At 45.2% G+C, this 18,869-nt stretch carries 18 protein-coding genes; 13 read left to right on the plus strand and 5 right to left on the minus strand.

Annotated elements, in window-relative coordinates:
• Positions 1-9 precede the first annotated feature (9 nt).
• From ABID99_RS09065 to ABID99_RS09100, 8 genes are all read left to right on the plus strand, one after another.
• Positions 10-1,710 carry an alkaline phosphatase family protein gene (locus ABID99_RS09065; protein ID WP_373613492.1) on the plus strand — a complete coding sequence of 567 codons (1,701 nt, stop codon included), beginning with the start codon at positions 10-12 and terminating at the stop codon, positions 1,708-1,710.
• A gap of 30 nt (positions 1,711-1,740) precedes the next feature.
• On the plus strand, positions 1,741-3,177 hold the full coding sequence (locus ABID99_RS09070; protein ID WP_373613493.1) for a PA14 domain-containing protein: 1,437 nt from the start codon (positions 1,741-1,743) through the stop codon (positions 3,175-3,177).
• 27 nt (positions 3,178-3,204) lie between these two features.
• Entirely contained in the window at positions 3,205-3,786 is a 582-nt protein-coding gene (locus ABID99_RS09075) for a PKD domain-containing protein (protein WP_373613494.1), read from the plus strand.
• Positions 3,770-4,018, plus strand: coding sequence for a hypothetical protein (locus ABID99_RS09080; RefSeq protein ID WP_373613495.1), 249 nt, complete (start codon positions 3,770-3,772; stop codon positions 4,016-4,018). Before ABID99_RS09075 ends, ABID99_RS09080 begins: the two co-directional genes overlap by 17 nt.
• A gap of 345 nt (positions 4,019-4,363) precedes the next feature.
• Positions 4,364-5,182 carry a lysostaphin resistance A-like protein gene (locus ABID99_RS09085; protein WP_373613496.1) on the plus strand — a complete coding sequence of 273 codons (819 nt, stop codon included), beginning with the start codon at positions 4,364-4,366 and terminating at the stop codon, positions 5,180-5,182.
• A gap of 4 nt (positions 5,183-5,186) precedes the next feature.
• Entirely contained in the window at positions 5,187-5,957 is a 771-nt protein-coding gene (locus ABID99_RS09090; RefSeq protein WP_373613497.1) for a lysostaphin resistance A-like protein, read from the plus strand.
• A 108-nt stretch (positions 5,958-6,065) separates the two neighbouring features.
• A complete protein-coding gene (locus ABID99_RS09095; protein ID WP_373613498.1) occupies positions 6,066-7,169 on the plus strand; it encodes a sensor histidine kinase in 1,104 nt (367 codons plus the stop codon).
• Positions 7,166-7,864 (plus strand): LytR/AlgR family response regulator transcription factor, encoded by a 699-nt coding sequence (locus tag ABID99_RS09100; protein WP_373613499.1) that lies wholly within the window; start codon positions 7,166-7,168, stop codon positions 7,862-7,864. The genes ABID99_RS09095 and ABID99_RS09100 overlap by 4 nt, the downstream gene beginning before the upstream one ends.
• An 88-nt stretch (positions 7,865-7,952) precedes the next feature.
• Here the strand turns inward: ABID99_RS09100 and ABID99_RS09105 are convergent, their stop codons facing one another.
• Positions 7,953-8,357: a VOC family protein gene (locus ABID99_RS09105; RefSeq protein ID WP_090527463.1), complete on the minus strand. Its 405-nt coding sequence runs from the start codon at positions 8,355-8,357 to the stop codon at positions 7,953-7,955.
• Positions 8,358-8,449: 92 nt separating this feature from the next.
• On the minus strand, positions 8,450-9,028 hold the full coding sequence (locus ABID99_RS09110) for a Crp/Fnr family transcriptional regulator (protein WP_373613500.1): 579 nt from the start codon (positions 9,026-9,028) through the stop codon (positions 8,450-8,452).
• Positions 9,029-9,190: 162 nt separating this feature from the next.
• Here ABID99_RS09110 and ABID99_RS09115 point away from each other — a divergent pair, with 162 nt between their 5' ends.
• Positions 9,191-9,310: a KTSC domain-containing protein gene (locus ABID99_RS09115; RefSeq protein ID WP_373615902.1), complete on the plus strand. Its 120-nt coding sequence runs from the start codon at positions 9,191-9,193 to the stop codon at positions 9,308-9,310.
• Here the strand turns inward: ABID99_RS09115 and ABID99_RS09120 are convergent.
• Together ABID99_RS09120 and ABID99_RS09125 are read right to left on the minus strand one after the other, a co-directional pair.
• Positions 9,307-9,894, minus strand: coding sequence for an alpha-ketoglutarate-dependent dioxygenase AlkB (locus ABID99_RS09120; protein WP_373613501.1), 588 nt, complete (start codon positions 9,892-9,894; stop codon positions 9,307-9,309). The genes ABID99_RS09115 and ABID99_RS09120 overlap by 4 nt on opposite strands.
• A 2-nt stretch (positions 9,895-9,896) precedes the next feature.
• Entirely contained in the window at positions 9,897-10,178 is a 282-nt protein-coding gene (locus ABID99_RS09125) for a hypothetical protein (RefSeq protein ID WP_373613502.1), read from the minus strand.
• A gap of 79 nt (positions 10,179-10,257) precedes the next feature.
• Between ABID99_RS09125 and ABID99_RS09130 the strand changes: the two genes are divergently transcribed.
• From ABID99_RS09130 to ABID99_RS09140, 3 genes are read left to right on the plus strand one after another with little or no spacing between them, the layout of a single operon-like run.
• Entirely contained in the window at positions 10,258-10,992 is a 735-nt protein-coding gene (locus tag ABID99_RS09130) for an ImuA family protein (RefSeq protein WP_373613503.1), read from the plus strand.
• A 3-nt stretch (positions 10,993-10,995) separates the two neighbouring features.
• Complete coding sequence (locus tag ABID99_RS09135) at positions 10,996-12,495, plus strand: DNA polymerase Y family protein (protein ID WP_373613504.1); 1,500 nt, start codon at positions 10,996-10,998, stop codon at positions 12,493-12,495.
• Positions 12,495-15,686, plus strand: coding sequence for an error-prone DNA polymerase (locus ABID99_RS09140; protein WP_373613505.1), 3,192 nt, complete (start codon positions 12,495-12,497; stop codon positions 15,684-15,686). Before ABID99_RS09135 ends, ABID99_RS09140 begins: the two co-directional genes overlap by 1 nt.
• Positions 15,687-15,789: 103 nt before the next feature.
• Here ABID99_RS09140 and ABID99_RS09145 read toward each other — a convergent pair whose 3' ends face one another.
• Positions 15,790-16,077 (minus strand): hypothetical protein, encoded by a 288-nt coding sequence (locus ABID99_RS09145; RefSeq protein WP_373613506.1) that lies wholly within the window; start codon positions 16,075-16,077, stop codon positions 15,790-15,792.
• A 298-nt stretch (positions 16,078-16,375) separates the two neighbouring features.
• Here ABID99_RS09145 and ABID99_RS09150 point away from each other — a divergent pair, with 298 nt between their 5' ends.
• Entirely contained in the window at positions 16,376-18,742 is a 2,367-nt protein-coding gene (locus ABID99_RS09150) for an ABC transporter permease (RefSeq protein ID WP_373613507.1), read from the plus strand.
• Positions 18,743-18,869 lie beyond the last annotated feature (127 nt).

Consider the following 18,869-nt stretch of genomic DNA (forward strand, 5'->3'; position numbering starts at 1 on the left):
TATAAAGAAATGCAGAACAGGAAAAAATACAAACAGATCATTTTTTCAATTATTTGTGCATTGGCTGTCGCGACAATATCATGTAATAAGGATTTTGTGCGCACGCTGCCCGATAAAAATTATACTGACACGGCCAAAGCAACATCCGGCGAACGTAAGGTTTTGTACCTGATTGTTGACGGGGCACGGGGCTCATCAGTAAATAGCGCCAATGTGCCTAATATTAAAGCATTACTGCCCAGTTCAATTTACAGTTGGGTTGCATTGAGCGATCCGGACTCGACCCGCGATGTAAGCAACTGGGCCAATATGCTAACCGGCGTAAAAAAAGAAAAGCACAAGATCTTGTCGGATGATTTTGCCGGCAATAACCTGGCAACTTATCCTGTGTTTTTTGAAAGGATAAAAGAAGAAAGACCAAATGCCAAAATCGTTTCTTTTTCTTCCTCGGCTATTTTTAAAAATAAGTTAACACAGGGTGCTGCAGTAAGCGAGTTGTATAGTACTGATGAGCAAATTAAAACGGCTGTAGTTAATGACCTGAATACCGACACGGCACAATTGATAGTTGGCCATTTTAATGATATTAAAGAAGCAGGTGCCAAATACGGATTCGACAATTCATCGTCGCAGTACAAAGCTTCTATCGAAAAATTTGACGGTTATGTAGGTGAGATTGTTAATGCCCTAAAAAAAAGGAAAAATTATGCCAATGAAGATTGGCTGGTAGTGATTGCGTCGAGCGGTGGTGGTAAATTTAATATCCCGGCTAACGAGAACGATAATACAGTTTTCAGTAACACTGCCGCCAATACATTTACTATCTATTACAATCCAAAATATAAACAAAGAATAATAGGTAAACCATTTACCGGCAACAGGTATTTGGGGCGCACAGTACGTTTGAAAGATACGGGGTTGAGAGCCGAGATAGATACAGCTGATATCTTTAACATCGATGATACTACCAAGTTCACCATCGAGCTAAAAGTTAAGAAGAATGAGGATAAATTCTTTTGGCCAAGTATTCTCGGGAAAAGAGCGCAATGGTCGGCAGGTCATCCGGGAGTTGGCTGGGTGATTTATCTGGAAGATGCTTACTGGTATTTTGAATACCGGGGGACTAAGGATAACGATTATCATCAATGCCGTGGCGGCGACCTTCAAAAAGGCAGATGGCAAAACCTTTCGGTTAAATGTGAAATACGCGCAGGCAAGCGATATATCAGAACCTACACCGACGGGGTTTTTAATAATGAATTGGAGATAACCGCATCGGGAAGTTTAAGCAACCACAGCCCGTTGAAGTTGGGCTATTTAAACGGTAACGGGCATGGTACACCTGATGTGTATGTAACCGACATCAGATTTTTCAAGGTCGACGTACCCGATGCCGTGATTGGAAATTATGCCTGCGAAACATCCATTAGCGAAGGTCATCCTTATTATACCTTTTTGGCAGCATACTGGCCGGGCACAGATGGCCAGGGCGACAAGATCAGGGATATTGGCCCGCAAGCCCGCGACTTTCAATTAAAAGGCCCTTACCAATGGGAAGATTTTAATGATCTGATCTGCCCGCCGCCGGCAGGGGCACTGGCCATATTTGTCCCGCAAACGGCAGATATCCCGGCGCAAATAATAAACTGGTTCAGAATACCTAACAGGCAGGCTTGGGGGCTTGATGGCCGTGTTTGGCTTGACCAGTAAAAAGCTAACCATTACAAACTAAATTATTTGATGATGAAAAAATACAGATATATCTTGTTTATCGGGTTAATTGTCCTGATAGCGGGAGCCTGCAAGCAAAATGATCTTGATGAGCTGAAGCCAATTCAAAACACCGACAGAAACGTTTCCGGCGCAGGAGCCAATACTGGTGATGCAACTGCTGGTAACGAAATAGTTAAAGTTCCATTTAAAATATCCTTATCAGGGCCGGCAACCAAAGCATTCCAGGTTGGTATAACACTTAATAATGATACTATAGCCAAGCTGATAGCGAATGGCACCCTTAAAAATACGGTAATATTACCTGCCGGTGCAATTGATTATCCCGGCGTAATCAACGTAGCATTTGGGTCAGATACCGCCACTGCCGTTGCCAGCGTCAGGTTATCGGCCATTGAGGCTAATTATGGTAAAAACGTAGCTTTTGCATTTAAACTTACTGATCCCGGCAAGGGCAATCAAATCAAAGGGTCGCAATCAAATATCCTGGTGGTGCTTGATACCAAAAAGTTTATTAAAGAAAGTGATATTCATTATGTGTCGCTTTTGAATGGCGGTGGCATTATGGATGTTGATTATCAAAAAAACTATACAACATCACCGGCAGGTATCACCATTCCATTAACCATAAACATGGCGGGTGTACCGGCCGGCGCGTTTAATGTTCATGTAAAATTAAACATGGATACCATTACAACTTTGGTAAGTAAAAAAGTGCTGCCTGATAACACTATAGCACTTAACCCCGATCAATTTTCTATTGATACCCTGATTAGGGTAAATTCCAACGCCAGTACAGCGGTGGTGCGCTTATCAATAGGATGGCCTGTTTTTGATGCCAATATAGTTGCCAATAAACGTTTTGGTTTTGTGGTGAGTTTGGTTAATCCGTCAAAACACATCTTGCATCCAACAAAAAGCAAGTTGATCGTTTTGGTACAGCCAGAGGTTAATCTTGATAATAACTCTTACATAACCGGAAACGGAACGGGCTTAAAAGCGGAATACTTTTCAAACAATCAATTGCTTGATTTTGATGGCAGAAAGCCCGATCTTGTACAAATAGAACCTACTATTGATTGGCCTAATGACGGGGTTTGGCAAGCCGCTATACCAAGTATAAGTCATGATAATTTCTCCACCAGGTGGACTGGCGAGTTCCTTGCACCCGTTCGGGGTGAATACGTGTTCTGGCAGAACGAATGGGACGACGGATCAAGATTATATATAGACGGCAAGGCCATTATTAATGATTTCACTACCGAGTGGGATAAGGATAGCCGTACTGCCAAAATTTTCTTGGAACGCGGTAAACGCTATAAAATAGAAGCAGATCATCGCGAAAACGTGGGTGGCCAGCGCGCCCGTTTAACTTTTGAAGTTCCATCGGCCGGCATCAACGGCAGAAGAATAGTACCACAAAGCCAATTATTCCCCGCCCCTTAAGCCAATTGATCAATGAAAATTAAGGACATGAAAAAAATATTGCATATTATCTCGGTATTTTCAACGGTAGCCCTGTTGTTTGCCGGGTGTAAAAAAGATAAGCCTGCGCCCCAACCCGAACCGGATGAGCCCAGACCCATCGCAGGTTTCACAGTGGCACGAACAGATAGCGTTGATTTTTTAAGCTATCAGTTCACCAGTACATCCATCAATTATAAAGATATCCTGTGGCAATTCGGCGACGATAGCACGTCGGCAGAAAAAGCACCGAAGCATAGGTATGCCTTTGATGGCTTATATCACGTAACATTAACGGCCAGAAATTCACAGGGATATTCAGCTGCGCGGGAAATAATATTGAACGTTGCCGACCCTAATTTTGACCGCACCAAGGTTGGTGAAAGTTACTTTGCTACCATAGGCGGTACATTGACTGTATCACGCGACAATGGGGGCGGCCCAAATGCAAACGAGGGGTCACTAAAAGTGGTTGACGGTGATCCGAATACCAAGTTTTTCCAATCGGGGTTCTCCGGCGACCTGGTGATGAAATATGAGCTTAAAACACCTGCCGTTGCAGGAGCCTATACCCATGACATCTGCAAATGATTCGCCCACCCGTGACCCGAAAGGATGGATCCTCCAGGGTTCTGAGGACGGTATACGCTGGATAAACCTGCACAGTAAGAACAACGAAGTTTTTGCCAACCGCTTTCAGCGCATCCTATATCACTTTAATAACAATGTGGCTTATAAGTTTTATAGGATAAGCATTAAGACTAATAATGGCAGTCGTGACTTCCAGATGGCTGAGTGGACGGTTAATAAAAAGCAGCCGTAAAATTGGTTGTTTGTAAGAATGATCCATGGAATGTTCGATCTGATGTTACGTAAGTTCATTCGCCCGGTCAACAGTTTTTAAGGAATAAGGCCCGGGAGTGTAGTATCCGGGCTTATTCCTTAGGTATTCGGTCATATAAAGTGTAATAGCATAACTTATCCGACAATTATCAGCACTTATGCTAAGTTGCTTTTACTAATTGTATCACCAGCCGGTAAATCAATTTAGAAAAAAATCCAGGTGTCGTTCATTGCCAGGAATGTAGCATTTGCCGAAAAAAAGAACTACTTGGTCGATATTTTTTCCTTATAGGTGACTTTTCATGCTATTTGCCTAAAAAAAAACATGAAAACCATCATTTGTAATCTCCCGGCATGGCTAAAAGTATTTCTTTATTTTGTTTTGCTTACCGCCGCCAGGTTCGTCGCAGACGCTGTTCCTGCGTTAAATGATCTGTCCTTTTATATGGCCGTCTCATTGCTAATAAGCTGGCTGTTGCTATGGGCAGAAGGGAAAACACTAAAGACGCTAAATTTTATTCCGGTGTGTAGCAGTAATTGGCTTCAGTTACTATGCGGAACCGTGGGCGGCATTTTAATGTTAATCGTCACGGCGATGATAACCGTTTATCTCACCGGCGACAAATGGCATTTCAACTCGTCGCCTGACATCATATTCCTGCTGATGTGCTTTCTGGCCAACCTGTGGTCGGTGTTTGTGCAGGAATTTGCTTTTCGCGGATATCCTTTCCAGACGCTGAACAGTCACTATGGAGCCTGGAAAGCACAGCTCATCATTGCGATACCTTTTGGTTTGATGCATGTAAACAGTACAATGAACATGCAAACTATTTTGATGGCTATGTTGACGACAGGGTTGGGATCGGTTTTGTTCGGGATGGCTTATCTATATACCCGCAACTTAGCGCTGCCAATAGGTTTGCACGTGGGATGGAACTATGCTCAGGCGTTGATCCCCCGAACAGCAGGCGCTGCAGGGAGGACGATTATCACGGTGGATGGTGATCCTAAACATTATAGTTCGCTATACATAATCGGCCCATATTTGGGTGTTGTCTTATGTACAATGGCAGTCTTGTGGTTACTTAAACAAAGAATGAGGATAAGCACGGTACCCTTAACTTCATCTCCTCAATCCATTTAGCACCATGAAGGTTATCTTGCAAACTTTACTGTTCTACGTTTTGACAGTATGCGTATTTATCTTATCCGATCTTTGGGCTAAAGGTTTGGGAGAGAAATATGCCTCGCATATCGCAATGGCAACCGCCGCGCTTTTTACCTTTTTATTGGTGATCATATTTTGCAGGCTGCGGGCCATACCGCTAACCGAAGCAGGTACTATTCCTGACAAAGGAAGCCCGGGCCGTATAATTACCGGATTTCTCGCCGGGCTGCTGATGTCATGCCTGCAACCGGGCATACTGATGATTATGGGTTACGTGAAGCTTCAATTTAACGCCTTTGATCCGCATGTTATCGGTCTGCATATGCTGCTTTTTACGTTGATCTCCTGCCGCGAAGAACTTGTGTTCAGGTCTTATGCTTTACGTAGTCTTGCCGACCGCTTTGGAGCAGGCTCAGCGCAATTGTTTATTGCCGCCTTGTTTGTTTTTGAGCACATCTGGGGAGGAATGAACTGGTGGATGGCGTTGATCGGTTCAGGAACCGGGGCCTTGCTATTTGGCTATGCGGCTCTTAAAAGTAAAGGAATTGGACTTCCGCTTGGCCTGCATACAGCGTGGAATATGGGACAGTGGTGCTGGGGAGGCAAAGGTGATGCTGGCATCTTTACCCAAAGGATCACGGCGGGCAGGGAAGCGTTATCTGAAGTTATAGGCTTGTCCGTTTTTGTCGGTGCCGCGTTATTTGCCGGTTTGGCCATCGCTTATTATTACAAACGATCGGTTCAATCATGATAGCATAATTGATCTTTTGTTGCCCCACAACCCTGCTCGTTGACTAAAAACACCGCTCTGTTGATTTATGTTGTGTAATTGACAAAGATAAGCCAACTTTAAATAACAATGTTTCAAAGCTTTGCTCTATACACCTCCCGGCCCGGGTACCGCAAAATGGTGCACCTTTTATTCTGGCTTGTACTGCTTATAGTTAGGCTATACCTCACGCTGATTACCTTCAACGTTTATAGCGGCTTATCTTTTAGTATTGTTTTCCTGCTGAACCTAAGCAGTACCTTGCTTATCGCGGCTGTATTTTATCTGATGACAGGTCCGCTATGGAAACTATTGCAGCGGAGGCAATATTTTCACTTTACTTTCTCCTTTTTGGGTTTGTTATGCGGATACACATTGATCGAGGCGGTAACGGAGCAGGCCTTGCTCAGGTCCTGTTCCGGCTGCTTGCTCAGTTTGCAGAAAGATCAGCCGCTATATTTTGCCCTGGTACAATCCGGTCTCATTAACATTGTACTGAAGCGCCTGCTTAGCCTGGGCACCCCATTTGGCCTTTTGCTGACACTGAGTATTCCGTTATGCCTGAAGCTGGCGGTTAACGCCTGGCGATCGCAACTAAAAGCTTTACAGCTTGCAAAAGACAACCTGGAGCTGGAATTTAACTTTCTGAAAGCGCAGCTCAATCCCCACTTTTTATTCAATTCGATGAATAACATTTACGGCTTGATACTGCAAGGTAACCAGGAACGGTCTGCCGGGTTGGTCGCTCGCTTGTCTGAGATGCTGCGCTATATGCTTTATGAATCCAATGAAGCATTTATGCCTTTGCAAAGCGAGATCAAGCTGATACAAAATTACATAGAACTGGAAAAAGTACGCCTGAATGACACCGGGGTCATAGTGGATATTGCTGTGGATTCCAAGACATATGAAATACCGCCGCTTTTACTCATGCCGCTGGTTGAAAACGCGTTCAAGTTTTCTCCTGATGAACCGGGAGCTCGTATTCATTTCTTTCTGGATGTCACTGACGGTCGTTTGCGTTTTACATCTGACAATGTTGTGGACCATCGGGAACGGATGCAGCAAAACGGAGGTATAGGGCTGGGCAACCTTAAAAAACGTTTAGAAATGTATTACCCCGGCAAGTATTGGTACGAAGATAATTTTGCTGACGGCGTTTATAACGCCATCTTATTTATTGAGCTGACATGAAAAAACTGAGTTGCCTCATCGTTGAAGATGAACCCATTGCAAGAAGTATATTGGAAACGTATATCGAGCGCCTGCCGGAAATTGCTTTGATAAAAAGCTGCCGCAATGCGAATGAGGCTTACGAGGCGCTTTATGAACATGTTGTCGATCTGATTTTCCTGGACATCAAAATGCCCGTAATTACCGGAATAGAGTTTTTTCGTTCATTACCTAATCCGCCGCTGGTTATTTTTACCACTGCTTATTCCAGTTATGCTGTCGAGGGTTTTGAACTGAATTCTGTGGACTATCTGATGAAGCCGATCACTTTTGAACGGTTTAACCAGGCCGTGCGGCGGGCGCAGGAGCGGTTGGTCTCGCATCAACCAGAATTGGATCCGCCGCCGTATATCTTTCTCAGGCAGGATACCCGCCTGGTAAAAGTGAATTTTGATGAAATCAGTTATGTGCAGGCAGAACGTGACTTTTGCTCTGTTTATTTGTGTGGCGGTAAACGGCTACTTGCAGGTATGCATCTGAAAATCCTGGAAGAAAGATTGCCGGCTAAACGATTTATACGGGTACATCGTTCCTATATCATTAATCTGGACAAGATCACCAGTATTAAAGGTAATGTAATAGAATTCGGCACTACGGAAGTTCCGATAGGGAACAGTTATAGGGAGCTGGTATTTAAAGCATTGCGGTTATCATAAAGCATTTTGGTTATAAACTTATTTTAAGCTAAATTCAAAAAATCCCCTCTATGGTAAAATTAGCCACAGAGAGGATCAGGCCTCAATCTCAATTCGGCATATTCGCTGCGTCCATGTAAACAATTTCCCATTGGTGCCCATCCGGATCTGCAAAGCTATGCTGGTACATCCATCCGTAATCTTGAGGTTCGGCATAAATGGAGCCTCCAAGCCCGGTTGCTTTTGTTATGGTTTGCTGCACTTCCTCGCGCGAGGCTGCATCAAGCGCCAGCAATACTTCAGTTGCCAGGTGTGCGTCGCTTACTTCTTTTTTGGTGAAGGTTTTAAAATAGCTTTCTACAAGCATCATTACATAAATATGCTCGCTTACCACCATGCAGGCCGCCTTGTCGTCGGTAAATTGTGGATTAAAGCTGTAGCCAAGACCGCTGAAAAATGCCTTTGACCGCTCCAGGTCTTTAACAGGCAGGTTGATGAAAATTTTTGTTGCCATGATTTTAAATTTTTTAATTGTTATTGATGGCACAAAGTTGCGGCAACCGTTTTTTTTAAAAATTTACATATGTTGAGAAAAGCGAAAAATCTTCACTTATTCGCAAAAAATATGCGGCTTAGCTGCGTTGGGGTAATGCCGAGATAGGCGGCAATGTGCTGTTTCTTTAGCCTTTTCACTAAACCAGGATATTTGCGGAGGAAATTATCGTAATTGGTTTTAGCCGATTCATATCGCAGCGACACTTCATAAGGTTCCTTTTCAATTATCCAATGCTGTTCCATGTAGCGGATATAAAAAGCGGCAATATCGGGATAAATGGTAACGAGTTTCTTAAATTCCATAAAATTGTATTCGAGCACATCTGTATCCTCAAAGGCTTTTATGGTAAAATTACCCGCCGACTGTGTGAGCGTTGCTGTCATGGAACCGGCAATCCGGTTTTCGGGGAAGAAATATTTAACCACTATGTCGCCGTTTTCGGCAGCGTAGTATTGATACATTAATCCATTCACAACAAAAGCCACTTTTTTAGGTACCTGGCCTTCGGTAACAAAATAATCGCCCTTGTTATAGGTATTTTCGCGGAGCAAAGCCGCCCATGCCGCTTCGGCCTGCGGTGAGAGTTCAGCGTACGTTTTTATTTTTTGGAAGAAAGCATCATAGCTCATTGGCTAAAGATATGAATCTTATTTGCCAGGCGATGAAGATATGTGAAGATATCAAACTGCTCAAATGCGGTTCTATAATTAATTGATCATCTGATAGGGGATAAAAATTACAGGATATTTGGAAAGAAAGGTGACCGCTATAATCGTCAAATTGAAGCCGGCCTGTACAAGAACGTTCCGGAAGATGTTTATAAGGAACTGAGATCCTCACGGGTGAAAGGCCGCTATCTGCACTTTTTCGTAAAGAATAAATATGAGTTTGAGCAAATATCAACGGGCTAAATCACCAAACGAAAGGTGAGGTTTACCCTCGCTTTCATTAATTTGTTAGACTTGGCAATCCGGTGTTCCCAATACTCCTGCAATCCTGATTTCATCAGCAGGAATGAACCATGCTCGAGCCTGACGGAGTAATGTTCTTTGTGATTAACTTTATTGCGGATGTCAAAACTGCGCACCTGCCCGAGGCTTACCGAAACAATAATTGGCTGACTGCCCATAATGCTTTCCTTGTCACTATGCCAGGTTACGGAATCATTTCCATCACGATAATAGTTCAGTAATACGCTGTTGAAAGTAATACCCGCTAAAGGTTCCACCATGCCCCGGATAGTTTGCAGTTCCGGTGTCCAGGGGAGTGTTCCTGTGATCCGGTCTGTGTTTCCATACCAGCAGGTGAGCCTTGGTGTCAGGTATTCCTTATCCCAAAGTTTTTGTGTTGTTTGTTTCCAGGGTGTTTCCCTGATCAGTTTTTCTAACAGCCAGTCACCCGTTGCCGGATCAATTAAACCGGGCTGGTATTCCAGCAAATCCTTAGGCAATCCTTTACTTTGCCCGGTTTCGGCAAATAATGTCAATTGTTCCATCACTAAATCCTTTCCACATAAGTTGTTATAAAATGGGCCAATTGTTCCTGTTCTTCTGGTTGCAGTACATCGCCGTCGTATATCCAGTAGCCCTTCGCGTCAAATAAAATACGGCCCATGTAAACGGGCGGCTGATCATAAGCCGTATAGATCTCATAGCATTGTACAGCGTGCTTTTGCGCTGTATCCGGTACAATTTTCATCACTTCCCGTGAACCATCGCGGTATTTAAGCCAGGCTTTAGCCTCGCTTTTTAAATACGTTTTGACCAACAATTCCTGCATTTGAAATTTTTTCTCAAAGATATATAAAATACTAATATTTTTAGCATTAAATTTGTACTCCCTATTTGGTACAAACACGATGGAAACGGCACACGACCGAAAAGCGCTGATTAACAGTCTGCAAAAGAATATTTTGCAATGGGAGGGCTATAGGCCACCGCCTGCAGGTACGCAGGGATTGGTAGGCCTGGGGGCAGTGGAAACGGCTTTCCCCAACGGCGTTTTTCCTTTAGGTACAGTGCATGAACTGGTTTGCAGTACCACCGAACAGGCTACTGCTTCCAGCGGATTGATTAGCGGCCTGCTCTCCGTGTTTATGCAAAATGGCGGGGCCTGTTTATGGATCAGCCTCACCGGAAACATCTTCCCACCGGCGTTAAGCGGCTTTGGTATAGAACCCAGCCGTTTGATCTTTATCCGGGTAACCAAAGACCAGGAAGCCTTATGGGTGATGGAAGAAGCGCTGAAATGTGCGGGGCTTGCCGCGGTTGTGGCAGAAACGCGGGAACTGGATTTTAAACAATCGCGCAGACTTCAGCTGGCTGTTGAGCAAAGTCATGTTACCGGATTTGTGCTGCGTAATGCTGTTAAAAAGATCGGTTCAACGGCTTGCGCTGCCCGGTGGCAGGTGAAACCTTTGCCGAGCGAACCGGTAGACGATTTGCCCGGTCTTGGTTTTCCGCGCTGGGAGGTAGAACTATTACGTGTCCGTAACGGGCATCCGGGTACCTGGATCATAGAATGGGCAGAAGGTAAATTCAAACAGGTGGAAAAAGAGCAAACAGTTAAACCATTTAAACGGAAAGCGGGGTGAGCTATGCAGCACAGGTATATGGCTATTTGGTTTCGTCACCTGGTGACAGACTGGCTGACACTCCGGCAGCCGGAATTAAAAGATCAGCCCTTTGTGCTGGTTGTGCCCGAACATAACCGTATGATCGTCAGGGCAGCTAATCCCGAAGCCGAAGCACAAGGTGTTCGTACAGGAATGCCGGCAGCAGATGCCAAAGCGATTACCACCAATTTACAGGTTATTGATTTTCCGTTGGGCCAGGAAAGTAAGCTGCTCCGGCATTTGGGTTTATGGTGCATCCGCTATACGCCGGTTGTGGCTATTGACCTGCCCGATGGTTTGACCCTTGATATTTCCGGCTGTGCACACCTATGGGGTGGTGAAAAAGGATATTTAAAAACTGTTGTACTTAAATTAAGGGGTATGGGCTACGATGCACGGGCCGCTATTGCTGATACTGTTGGCGCAGCCTGGGCTATTGCCCGGTATGGTAAGATCAGGCCCATTATTGAAAGTGGCGGACAGGCGGAAGCCATTGCCGGCCTTTCTCCGGCCGCCCTCCGGTTGGAACCGGAAATACTGGACAAACTGTATAAACTCGGCTTCCGGTATGTTAAAAGTTTTATGACCATGCCACGTACCGTGCTGCGCAGGCGTTTTGGTGAGGGCTTTTTGTTAAGGCTTGCCCAGGCTTTGGGTACTACTGATGAATACCTGGCCCCGATTATCCCGCCCGTACCTTATGTTGAGCGGCTGCCCTGCCTGGAACCGGTACGAACGGATAAAGCCATAGAGATTGGCATTGAAAAACTATTGCAAGGCCTATGTAGCCGCTTGCAAGCTGAAGGAAAAGGTGTGCGTAAGGCCGTGCTGAAATGTTTCCGGATTGATGGTAAAATGGTACAAGCGGGGATAACGACCACGCGCGGCTCACATAGTGTTTCCCATTTATTCAAGCTCTTTGGTTTACAGATCAGCAAGATTGAACCTGCTTTGGGTATTGAGCTGTTTCTGCTGGAAGCACAAAAAGTGGAAGATATCGACCCCTTGCAGGAAAAGTTATGGATGGGGGAGCCGGGCTTGCAGGATACCGCACTGGCTGAGCTGCTTGATCGGATTGCCGGAAAGATCGGCCCGGAAAGGATTATGCGTTACCTGCCTGCCGAGCATTACTGGCCCGAACGTTCCATCCGGCCCGCTCTTTCACTCAAAGATATCTCGCTGGCCGGCTGGCGGGCTGACAAGCCAAGGCCAATACGCTTGCTCAGCAAACCGGAAGCCATTGAAGTCATGGCTCTGTTACCGGATTATCCGCCAAAAATATTTATCTATAAGGGTAAGCGCTATGTTGTGGATAAAGCAGACGGCCCGGAACGTATTGAACGGGAATGGTGGCTGGACAAAGGTGAGCACCGCGACTATTATATGGTGGAAGATGAGCATGGAGGCCGTTATTGGCTGTTCCGTTCGGGCCATTATGATGGCGGAGATGCCCAATGGTATTTACACGGATTTTTTGCCTGATGATGAAATACGCGGAATTATATTGTACCTCCAATTTTAGCTTCCTGCGCGGTGGATCTCACCCGGAGGAACTGGTTGAGCAGGCAGTGGTTCATGGCTATACGGCCATAGCGGTTACCGACCGGAATAGCCTGGCCGGTATTGTCCGGGCGCATATTGCCGCAAAAAAACTACCTGTACAATTTATTCCCGCTTGTCGCCTGGACTTGCTGGATGGGCCGGGTCTGCTGGCTTATCCTACTGATCTTGCTGCTTATGGCCGGCTTTCGGCCTTGCTCACCAGGGGTAATCTGCGCGCTGAAAAAGGTGAATGCCATTTATATAAAGCAGATGTTTATGAACACCGGGAAGGCATCCTGTTTATCATCATTCCGCCCGATGAGCTCAACGCGCGGTTTGATTTTGCAGATGAGTTTAAAACAGCAGTAGCAGAATATAAACAAGCTTTCGGGAATGCCTTATACATGGCTGCCCTACGTTCTTACAGCGGCGATGATGCCAAACGGCTGCACAGGTTAGCCGGTATGGGTATACCTTTGGTTGCTGCCGGTGATGTGCATTATCATGAACCGAACAGGAGGGAACTACAGGATGTATTGACCTGTATCCGGGAGAAATGCACTATCAACAACGCAGGATACCGGCTGCATCAGAATGCGGAACGCTACCTGAAACCTATTGAAGAAATACACCGGATCTTCAGGCAATATCCGGAAGCCATTGAAAATGCGCTTGCTATTGCCGAAGCCTGTACTTTTTCGCTGGATGATTTAAAATACATCGAGCCGGAAGAAAAGATCTTTGACGGGTTAACACCACAGGAAAGGTTAAAAAAATACACGTGGGAAGGTGCACATGAACGTTATGGTGAGCATATACCGCCTAAAATAGGTAAGCAGATTGATTTTGAACTGGCCTTTATCGAAAAGCGCAGGCTGGCGCCTTATTTTCTCCGTGTATATAAATACACCCGGAAAGCAGAAGAACTCGAAATCTTGCACCAGGGCAGGGGTTCTGCAGCCAACTCAACGGTATGTTATTGTTTGCGCATTACGGCGGTCGACCCGATGAAGTCACGTTTGCTTTTTTCCCGTTTTATGTCGGATGCGCGTGAGGAATGGCCTGATATCGATGTGGATTTCGAGCATGAACGCCGCGAGGAAATCATCCAGTATATTTATGAGGATTATGGCCGGGAACACGCGGCTATTGTGGCTACCGTTACGCAAGAGCGGCATAAAGGAGCAATTCGGGATGTGGGCAAAGCGATGGGCTTATCTGAAGATACGATTAAACGTATCGGTGGTACGATATGGGATTTCAGTGAAGAAGGTTTTGACGAAAAGCGCTTGCAGGAACAGGGGCTTAACCCGGGCGATCCATTGATATACAAAGTACTGGAGCTGACGACACTGCTGATGGGTTTCCCGCGGCAATTGGGTCAGCATACCGGCGGCTTTGTTATTACCGATAACAAACTATCCGACCTGTGCCCGGTGCTCAACGCCCGCATGGAGAACCGTACTCAACTGGAATGGAACAAAGATGACCTGGAAGCGTTGGGCATTTTGAAGGTGGATGTTTTAGGATTGGGTATGCTGACCATGATCCGCAAAGCATTTGACCTGATAAAACAACATTATGGCCGAAAGCTTACCTTAGCCAATATCCCGCAGGACGACCCCAAAGTTTATGAAATGATAGGTCATGCGGATACACTTGGGGTATTCCAGATTGAGAGCCGGGCGCAAATGTCTATGCTGCCAAGACTGAGGCCCCAATGTTTTTATGACCTCGTGATCGAGGTGGCTATCGTGCGGCCCGGTCCCATACAGGGTGATATGGTGCATCCTTACCTGCGCAGGCGTAATGGCGAAGAGCAGGTAGTATATCCATCAACGGAACTGGAAGATATTTTAGGCCGGACGTTAGGTGTTCCGCTTTTTCAGGAACAAGCGATGGAGATCGCTATTGTTGCAGCAGGCTTTACACCGGCCGAGGCTGATGAACTGCGCCGGAGCATGGCGACTTTTAAAGCGAATGGCAAGTTATACCTGTACGAAAAGAAAATGGTGGAGGGTATGGTGGCGCGTGGTTATGAGGAAGATTTTTCGAGGCGGGTGTTTAAGCAGTTACAAGGTTTTGAGGGTTATGGTTTCCCCGAAAGCCATGCCGCTTCTTTTGCGCTGCTGGTTTATATATCTTCCTGGCTGAAGTATTATTATCCGGATGCTTTTGCCGCTGCTTTGCTCAATAGCCAGCCGATGGGCTTTTATCAGCCCGCTGAGATCGTGGATGATGCGCGCGGGCATGGCGTTTTTGTTCGTGGCGTGGATATTAACTACTCGGCCTGGGATCATTCGCTGGAAGAACAGGCCGGAAAATATAAGATATTACGCTTAGGTTTCCGGTTGGTGAAAGGGCTAAAAGAAGAAGAAATGAATATCCTGGTTGAGAATGCACCTTATCAACATATTATCGATTTGTCAAATGTCGGGATTTCGCAGGCAGCTTTGGAGAAACTGGCTGATGCGGATGCATTTCGCTCTATCGGCCTCGACCGCAGGCAGGCGCTTTGGGAAGTAGCCGCTTTAGGTGACCGCCCCGTGGCATTGCTGGAAAGTTTGCCTTCGGCCAGCGCAGGTGAGCAAATTGAATTACCGCTAATGACCGCGGGTGAGCACGTGGTACAGGATTTCGCTTCTACCGGCTTATCCATTAAAGCGCACCCGGTAAGTTTTGTGCGGGAAGATTTGAACCGGCTGCAGGTTATGCCGCTCAATCGGATCCAATCGTTAAAAAATGGCGAAAAAATTCGTGTTGCCGGGATGATCACCGTGCGGCAGCGGCCGGGGACGGCCAAAGGCGTGGTATTCGTAACTATCAAAGATGAAACCGGCTTTGCCAATCTTGTGGTTTGGGGTAAGTTTTTTGATAAGTACCGCAAAGAGATCGTTCAGTCGCAACTGCTCCTGGTAGATGGGCATTTACAGGTTGAGGGCGAAGTAATCCATGTGGTGGTACGCCGCTGTTATAATCTCAATTCTTTATTGGGCAAACTGACGGCTGTGCCAGATGAACAGCCTTCTTTGCTGAGCCTGTCCAGGGGGGATGAAACCTCGATGCCTTCACCTGGTCCGCGAAATATCCCCAATAAGAGCGCCTTTCATAAGGGCAGGAATTTTCATTGATGAAGAGCTTATCATTAATAAGGCTTTTAATAAACTCAATGGCAACTATTGTTATATAATTGTCTTGCTGTGCCTGTAAAAGGGATATGGTAAGTTTTATCGATCAAAGGAATTGCAATACCAATTGCTCCCATTCCTCTTCCAAAGAAAGGCTGGGGCGCACCTGCCGCGCTTTGCTATACCAGTAGTCAGCATTTCCAATATCACCTTCTTTACGGTGCAAATAGGCATGGACCCAGGCCGATGCCTGATCCGTCAGATGATCAACCTGTGCATGCGCCTGATGCCAGTCGCCTTTACCATCAAACCAAAGGCTTTTTAGCTGTGCAGAGAGCCCGTTAACAGGCTGTTCTAAATTTAATGATGCTTTAAATTCTGTTAAAGTTGTCATTGGTATTAGTTTTTTACAATAAGCGTAATTGGTACATCGGACTTTTATCAATACATAGTTCGATTCGTTACCGGCATCAATTATTACTGTATTGGTAAATATCCTAAATTAATCGGAAATTAATGGGGACATATTATTTAATCAAACATAGGCCGGTTTATAATTTCTGATGTAAACATTATAAACAATGTATTACGATGTTGTGCAATACCGCGGATTTTTGTTTTAGCAGAAAAAAGAAAAACAGTGCAACTAAAATCTTAATGCCGGCGTCTTATGGTTATTAAAGCCTGATCATATGTTAAAAAACTACTTAAAGATTACCTGGCGCAACCTCTTACGTCAAAAAACATTCTCCCTGATCAATATCCTCGGATTGACTATTGGTATGGCCAGCGCAGCGCTGATTTTGTTGTGGATCCAGAATGAGGTTAGCTATGATCAGTTCCATGAAAAACGGGACCGGCTTTATTCTGTATATAACCGCTCGAAATTTGACGGTAAATTATGGAGCTGGGAAACCACGCCTAAAATCATGGGTAAGGTGATGAAAGCAGAGTTGCCGCAACTGGAAAAAGTAGCCAGGGTAACTGATGCCAGTTTTTTGTTTAGCATTGGCGACAAACGTTTGACTGCAACCGGCGATTTTACTGATCCGGATTTTCTTTCCATGTTCAGTTTTCCATTAATCAATGGAGACCCCAAAACCGCTTTGAACGACCTTCATAGCATAGTTATCACTGAAAAATTTTCAAAGAAACTTTTCGGAGAGGAAAATGCGCTCGGCAAAACGGTTAAAATAGATAGTAACGCTTATTTTAAAGTGACGGGTGTGATGAAAGACCTCCCGAATAATACCCGGTTTGATTTTGAATACCTGATTCCCTGGTCGTATCTAAAAAAAATAGGGCAGGATGATGAATACTGGGGCAATAACTCCATTCAAACATTTGTTCTTTTGAAACCAAGCGTAACGGAAGCTCATGCTGATGCCGCTGTGCTGAACTTTACCAGGAACCATTCTGATACCAAAGATATTCAGCAGTTTTTGCACCCCGCAGTCAAATGGCACCTGTATTCGCAGTTTAAGGATGGGGTGATAGTCGGTGGGAGAATTGAACGGGTCAGGGTATTTTCACTGATCGCTGTTCTGATCCTCGTCATTGCTTGTATAAATTTCATGAATTTAAGTACGGCCAGGAGCGAGACACGTGCAAGGGAGGTGGGCATCCGTAAAACTGTCGGCGCATTAAGGGGTTCGTTAATCTGGCAGTTTTTAGGTGAATCTGTTTTGATTGCACTTATTGCCGGTATTTTTGCCATCGTCATCGTACAAATCAGTATGTCGGGTTTCAACCAGCTTACCCAAAAGCAATTATATGTACCATATAGCAATCCCTATTTTTGGCTCACCGCAATTGGATTTATACTGGTTACCGGTGTTATTTCGGGAAGCTATCCCGCATTGTACCTGTCTTCATTCAAGCCTGTAGCTGTACTGAAAGGTACTTTTAAGGCGGCAAATGCTTTGGTTACCCCACGTAAGTTGCTGGTTGTCATTCAGTTTACTTTTGCGGTGGTATTAATCATTTGTACCATCATTATCCGCCAGCAATTACAATACGCCCAGGACAGGGATACGGGGTATAAGAAAGATAACCTTGTTTACACATTTATGTCCGGCGAGATCTCGAAGCACTATCAATCCATCAGAAATGAATTACTTACCAGTGGCGCCGCGACTTCGGTGTCCAGAACAAATTCGCCTATAACTCAGCGATACAGCGATAGCTGGGGTTTTAACTGGCCAGGTTCAGAGCCCAAGAACAAGGTTGATTTTATTATTTACACTTCGGACGGAAACCTTATTAAAACCATGGGCCTTAAGCTTGTTGCAGGCAGGGATATCGACCCGGTAAACTATCCGACGGACTCAACAGCCATGCTGGTAAATGAGGCTTCGGTGAAGATCATGAACCTGAAAGATCCGGTTGGTAAATTAGTTACCCAGGGCGAAGGTAAAGACATCAAAACATGGCATATTGTTGGAGTTATCAAAGACTTTATCATCAGTTCGCCTTATGAACCTGTGCAACATATGCTGATTGAAGGCCCCAGTTCCTGGTTCAATATCATTCACTACAAGCTTAATAACGCTAATTCGACAAAAGAAAACCTGCGCCGCGCTGAAGCTGTATTTAAGAAATACAACCCGGATTACCCGTTTGAATATAGTTTTGTCGACCAGGAGTACGCCAAGAAGTTTGGCGATGAGCAGCGGATCGGGACTTTGGCCAGCCTGTTTGCCGGATTGACAATCGTTATATCCTGTCTCGGACTTTTTGGCCTGGCGGCTTACATGGCGCAAAACCGTATCAAAGAAATCGGCATCAGAAAAGTGCTTGGCGCATCAGTTGCCAGTGTGACCACACTGCTTTCCAGGGATTTTCTGAAGCTGGTCGCAATCTCATTTTGCATTGCGGCACCAATAGCCTGGTATTTAATGTTCCAATGGTTGAAAGGATATAGTTACCGGATTTCCATTAATATCTGGGTATTTGTAATCGCCGGGGCCCTAACATTGCTGATCTCTGTTTTGACAGTAAGCTACCAGGCAATCAAGGCTGCATTAACAAATCCGGTAAAAAGTTTGAAAGGGGAATAACACCCTCATTACAGGGTGTTGCATTCTCATTACCATAAAAGGCAAAGTAACAGCCCGGTGAAGGGCCCGTTTTAAATTTACTGCCCCCAAAAAGTTAGACACTATTTGGGGGCATTTTTATGCATAA

It is taken from the genome of Mucilaginibacter sp. OAE612 (assembly GCF_041806395.1).
GTDB classification, from domain to species: domain Bacteria; phylum Bacteroidota; class Bacteroidia; order Sphingobacteriales; family Sphingobacteriaceae; genus Mucilaginibacter; species Mucilaginibacter rubeus.

Coding starts and splice junctions, on each gene's coding strand:
- ABID99_RS09065 (WP_373613492.1), top strand. CDS start 10: ATGCAGAACAGGAAAAAATACAAACAGATCATTTTTTCAATTATTTGT.
- ABID99_RS09070 (WP_373613493.1), top strand. CDS start 1,741: ATGATGAAAAAATACAGATATATCTTGTTTATCGGGTTAATTGTCCTG.
- ABID99_RS09075 (WP_373613494.1), top strand. CDS start 3,205: ATGAAAAAAATATTGCATATTATCTCGGTATTTTCAACGGTAGCCCTG.
- ABID99_RS09080 (WP_373613495.1), top strand. CDS start 3,770: ATGACATCTGCAAATGATTCGCCCACCCGTGACCCGAAAGGATGGATC.
- ABID99_RS09085 (WP_373613496.1), top strand. CDS start 4,364: ATGAAAACCATCATTTGTAATCTCCCGGCATGGCTAAAAGTATTTCTT.
- ABID99_RS09090 (WP_373613497.1), top strand. CDS start 5,187: ATGAAGGTTATCTTGCAAACTTTACTGTTCTACGTTTTGACAGTATGC.
- ABID99_RS09095 (WP_373613498.1), top strand. CDS start 6,066: ATGTTTCAAAGCTTTGCTCTATACACCTCCCGGCCCGGGTACCGCAAA.
- ABID99_RS09100 (WP_373613499.1), top strand. CDS start 7,166: ATGAAAAAACTGAGTTGCCTCATCGTTGAAGATGAACCCATTGCAAGA.
- ABID99_RS09105 (WP_090527463.1), bottom strand. CDS start 8,357: ATGGCAACAAAAATTTTCATCAACCTGCCTGTTAAAGACCTGGAGCGG.
- ABID99_RS09110 (WP_373613500.1), bottom strand. CDS start 9,028: ATGAGCTATGATGCTTTCTTCCAAAAAATAAAAACGTACGCTGAACTC.
- ABID99_RS09120 (WP_373613501.1), bottom strand. CDS start 9,894: ATGGAACAATTGACATTATTTGCCGAAACCGGGCAAAGTAAAGGATTG.
- ABID99_RS09125 (WP_373613502.1), bottom strand. CDS start 10,178: ATGCAGGAATTGTTGGTCAAAACGTATTTAAAAAGCGAGGCTAAAGCC.
- ABID99_RS09130 (WP_373613503.1), top strand. CDS start 10,258: ATGGAAACGGCACACGACCGAAAAGCGCTGATTAACAGTCTGCAAAAG.
- ABID99_RS09135 (WP_373613504.1), top strand. CDS start 10,996: ATGCAGCACAGGTATATGGCTATTTGGTTTCGTCACCTGGTGACAGAC.
- ABID99_RS09140 (WP_373613505.1), top strand. CDS start 12,495: ATGATGAAATACGCGGAATTATATTGTACCTCCAATTTTAGCTTCCTG.
- ABID99_RS09145 (WP_373613506.1), bottom strand. CDS start 16,077: ATGACAACTTTAACAGAATTTAAAGCATCATTAAATTTAGAACAGCCT.
- ABID99_RS09150 (WP_373613507.1), top strand. CDS start 16,376: ATGTTAAAAAACTACTTAAAGATTACCTGGCGCAACCTCTTACGTCAA.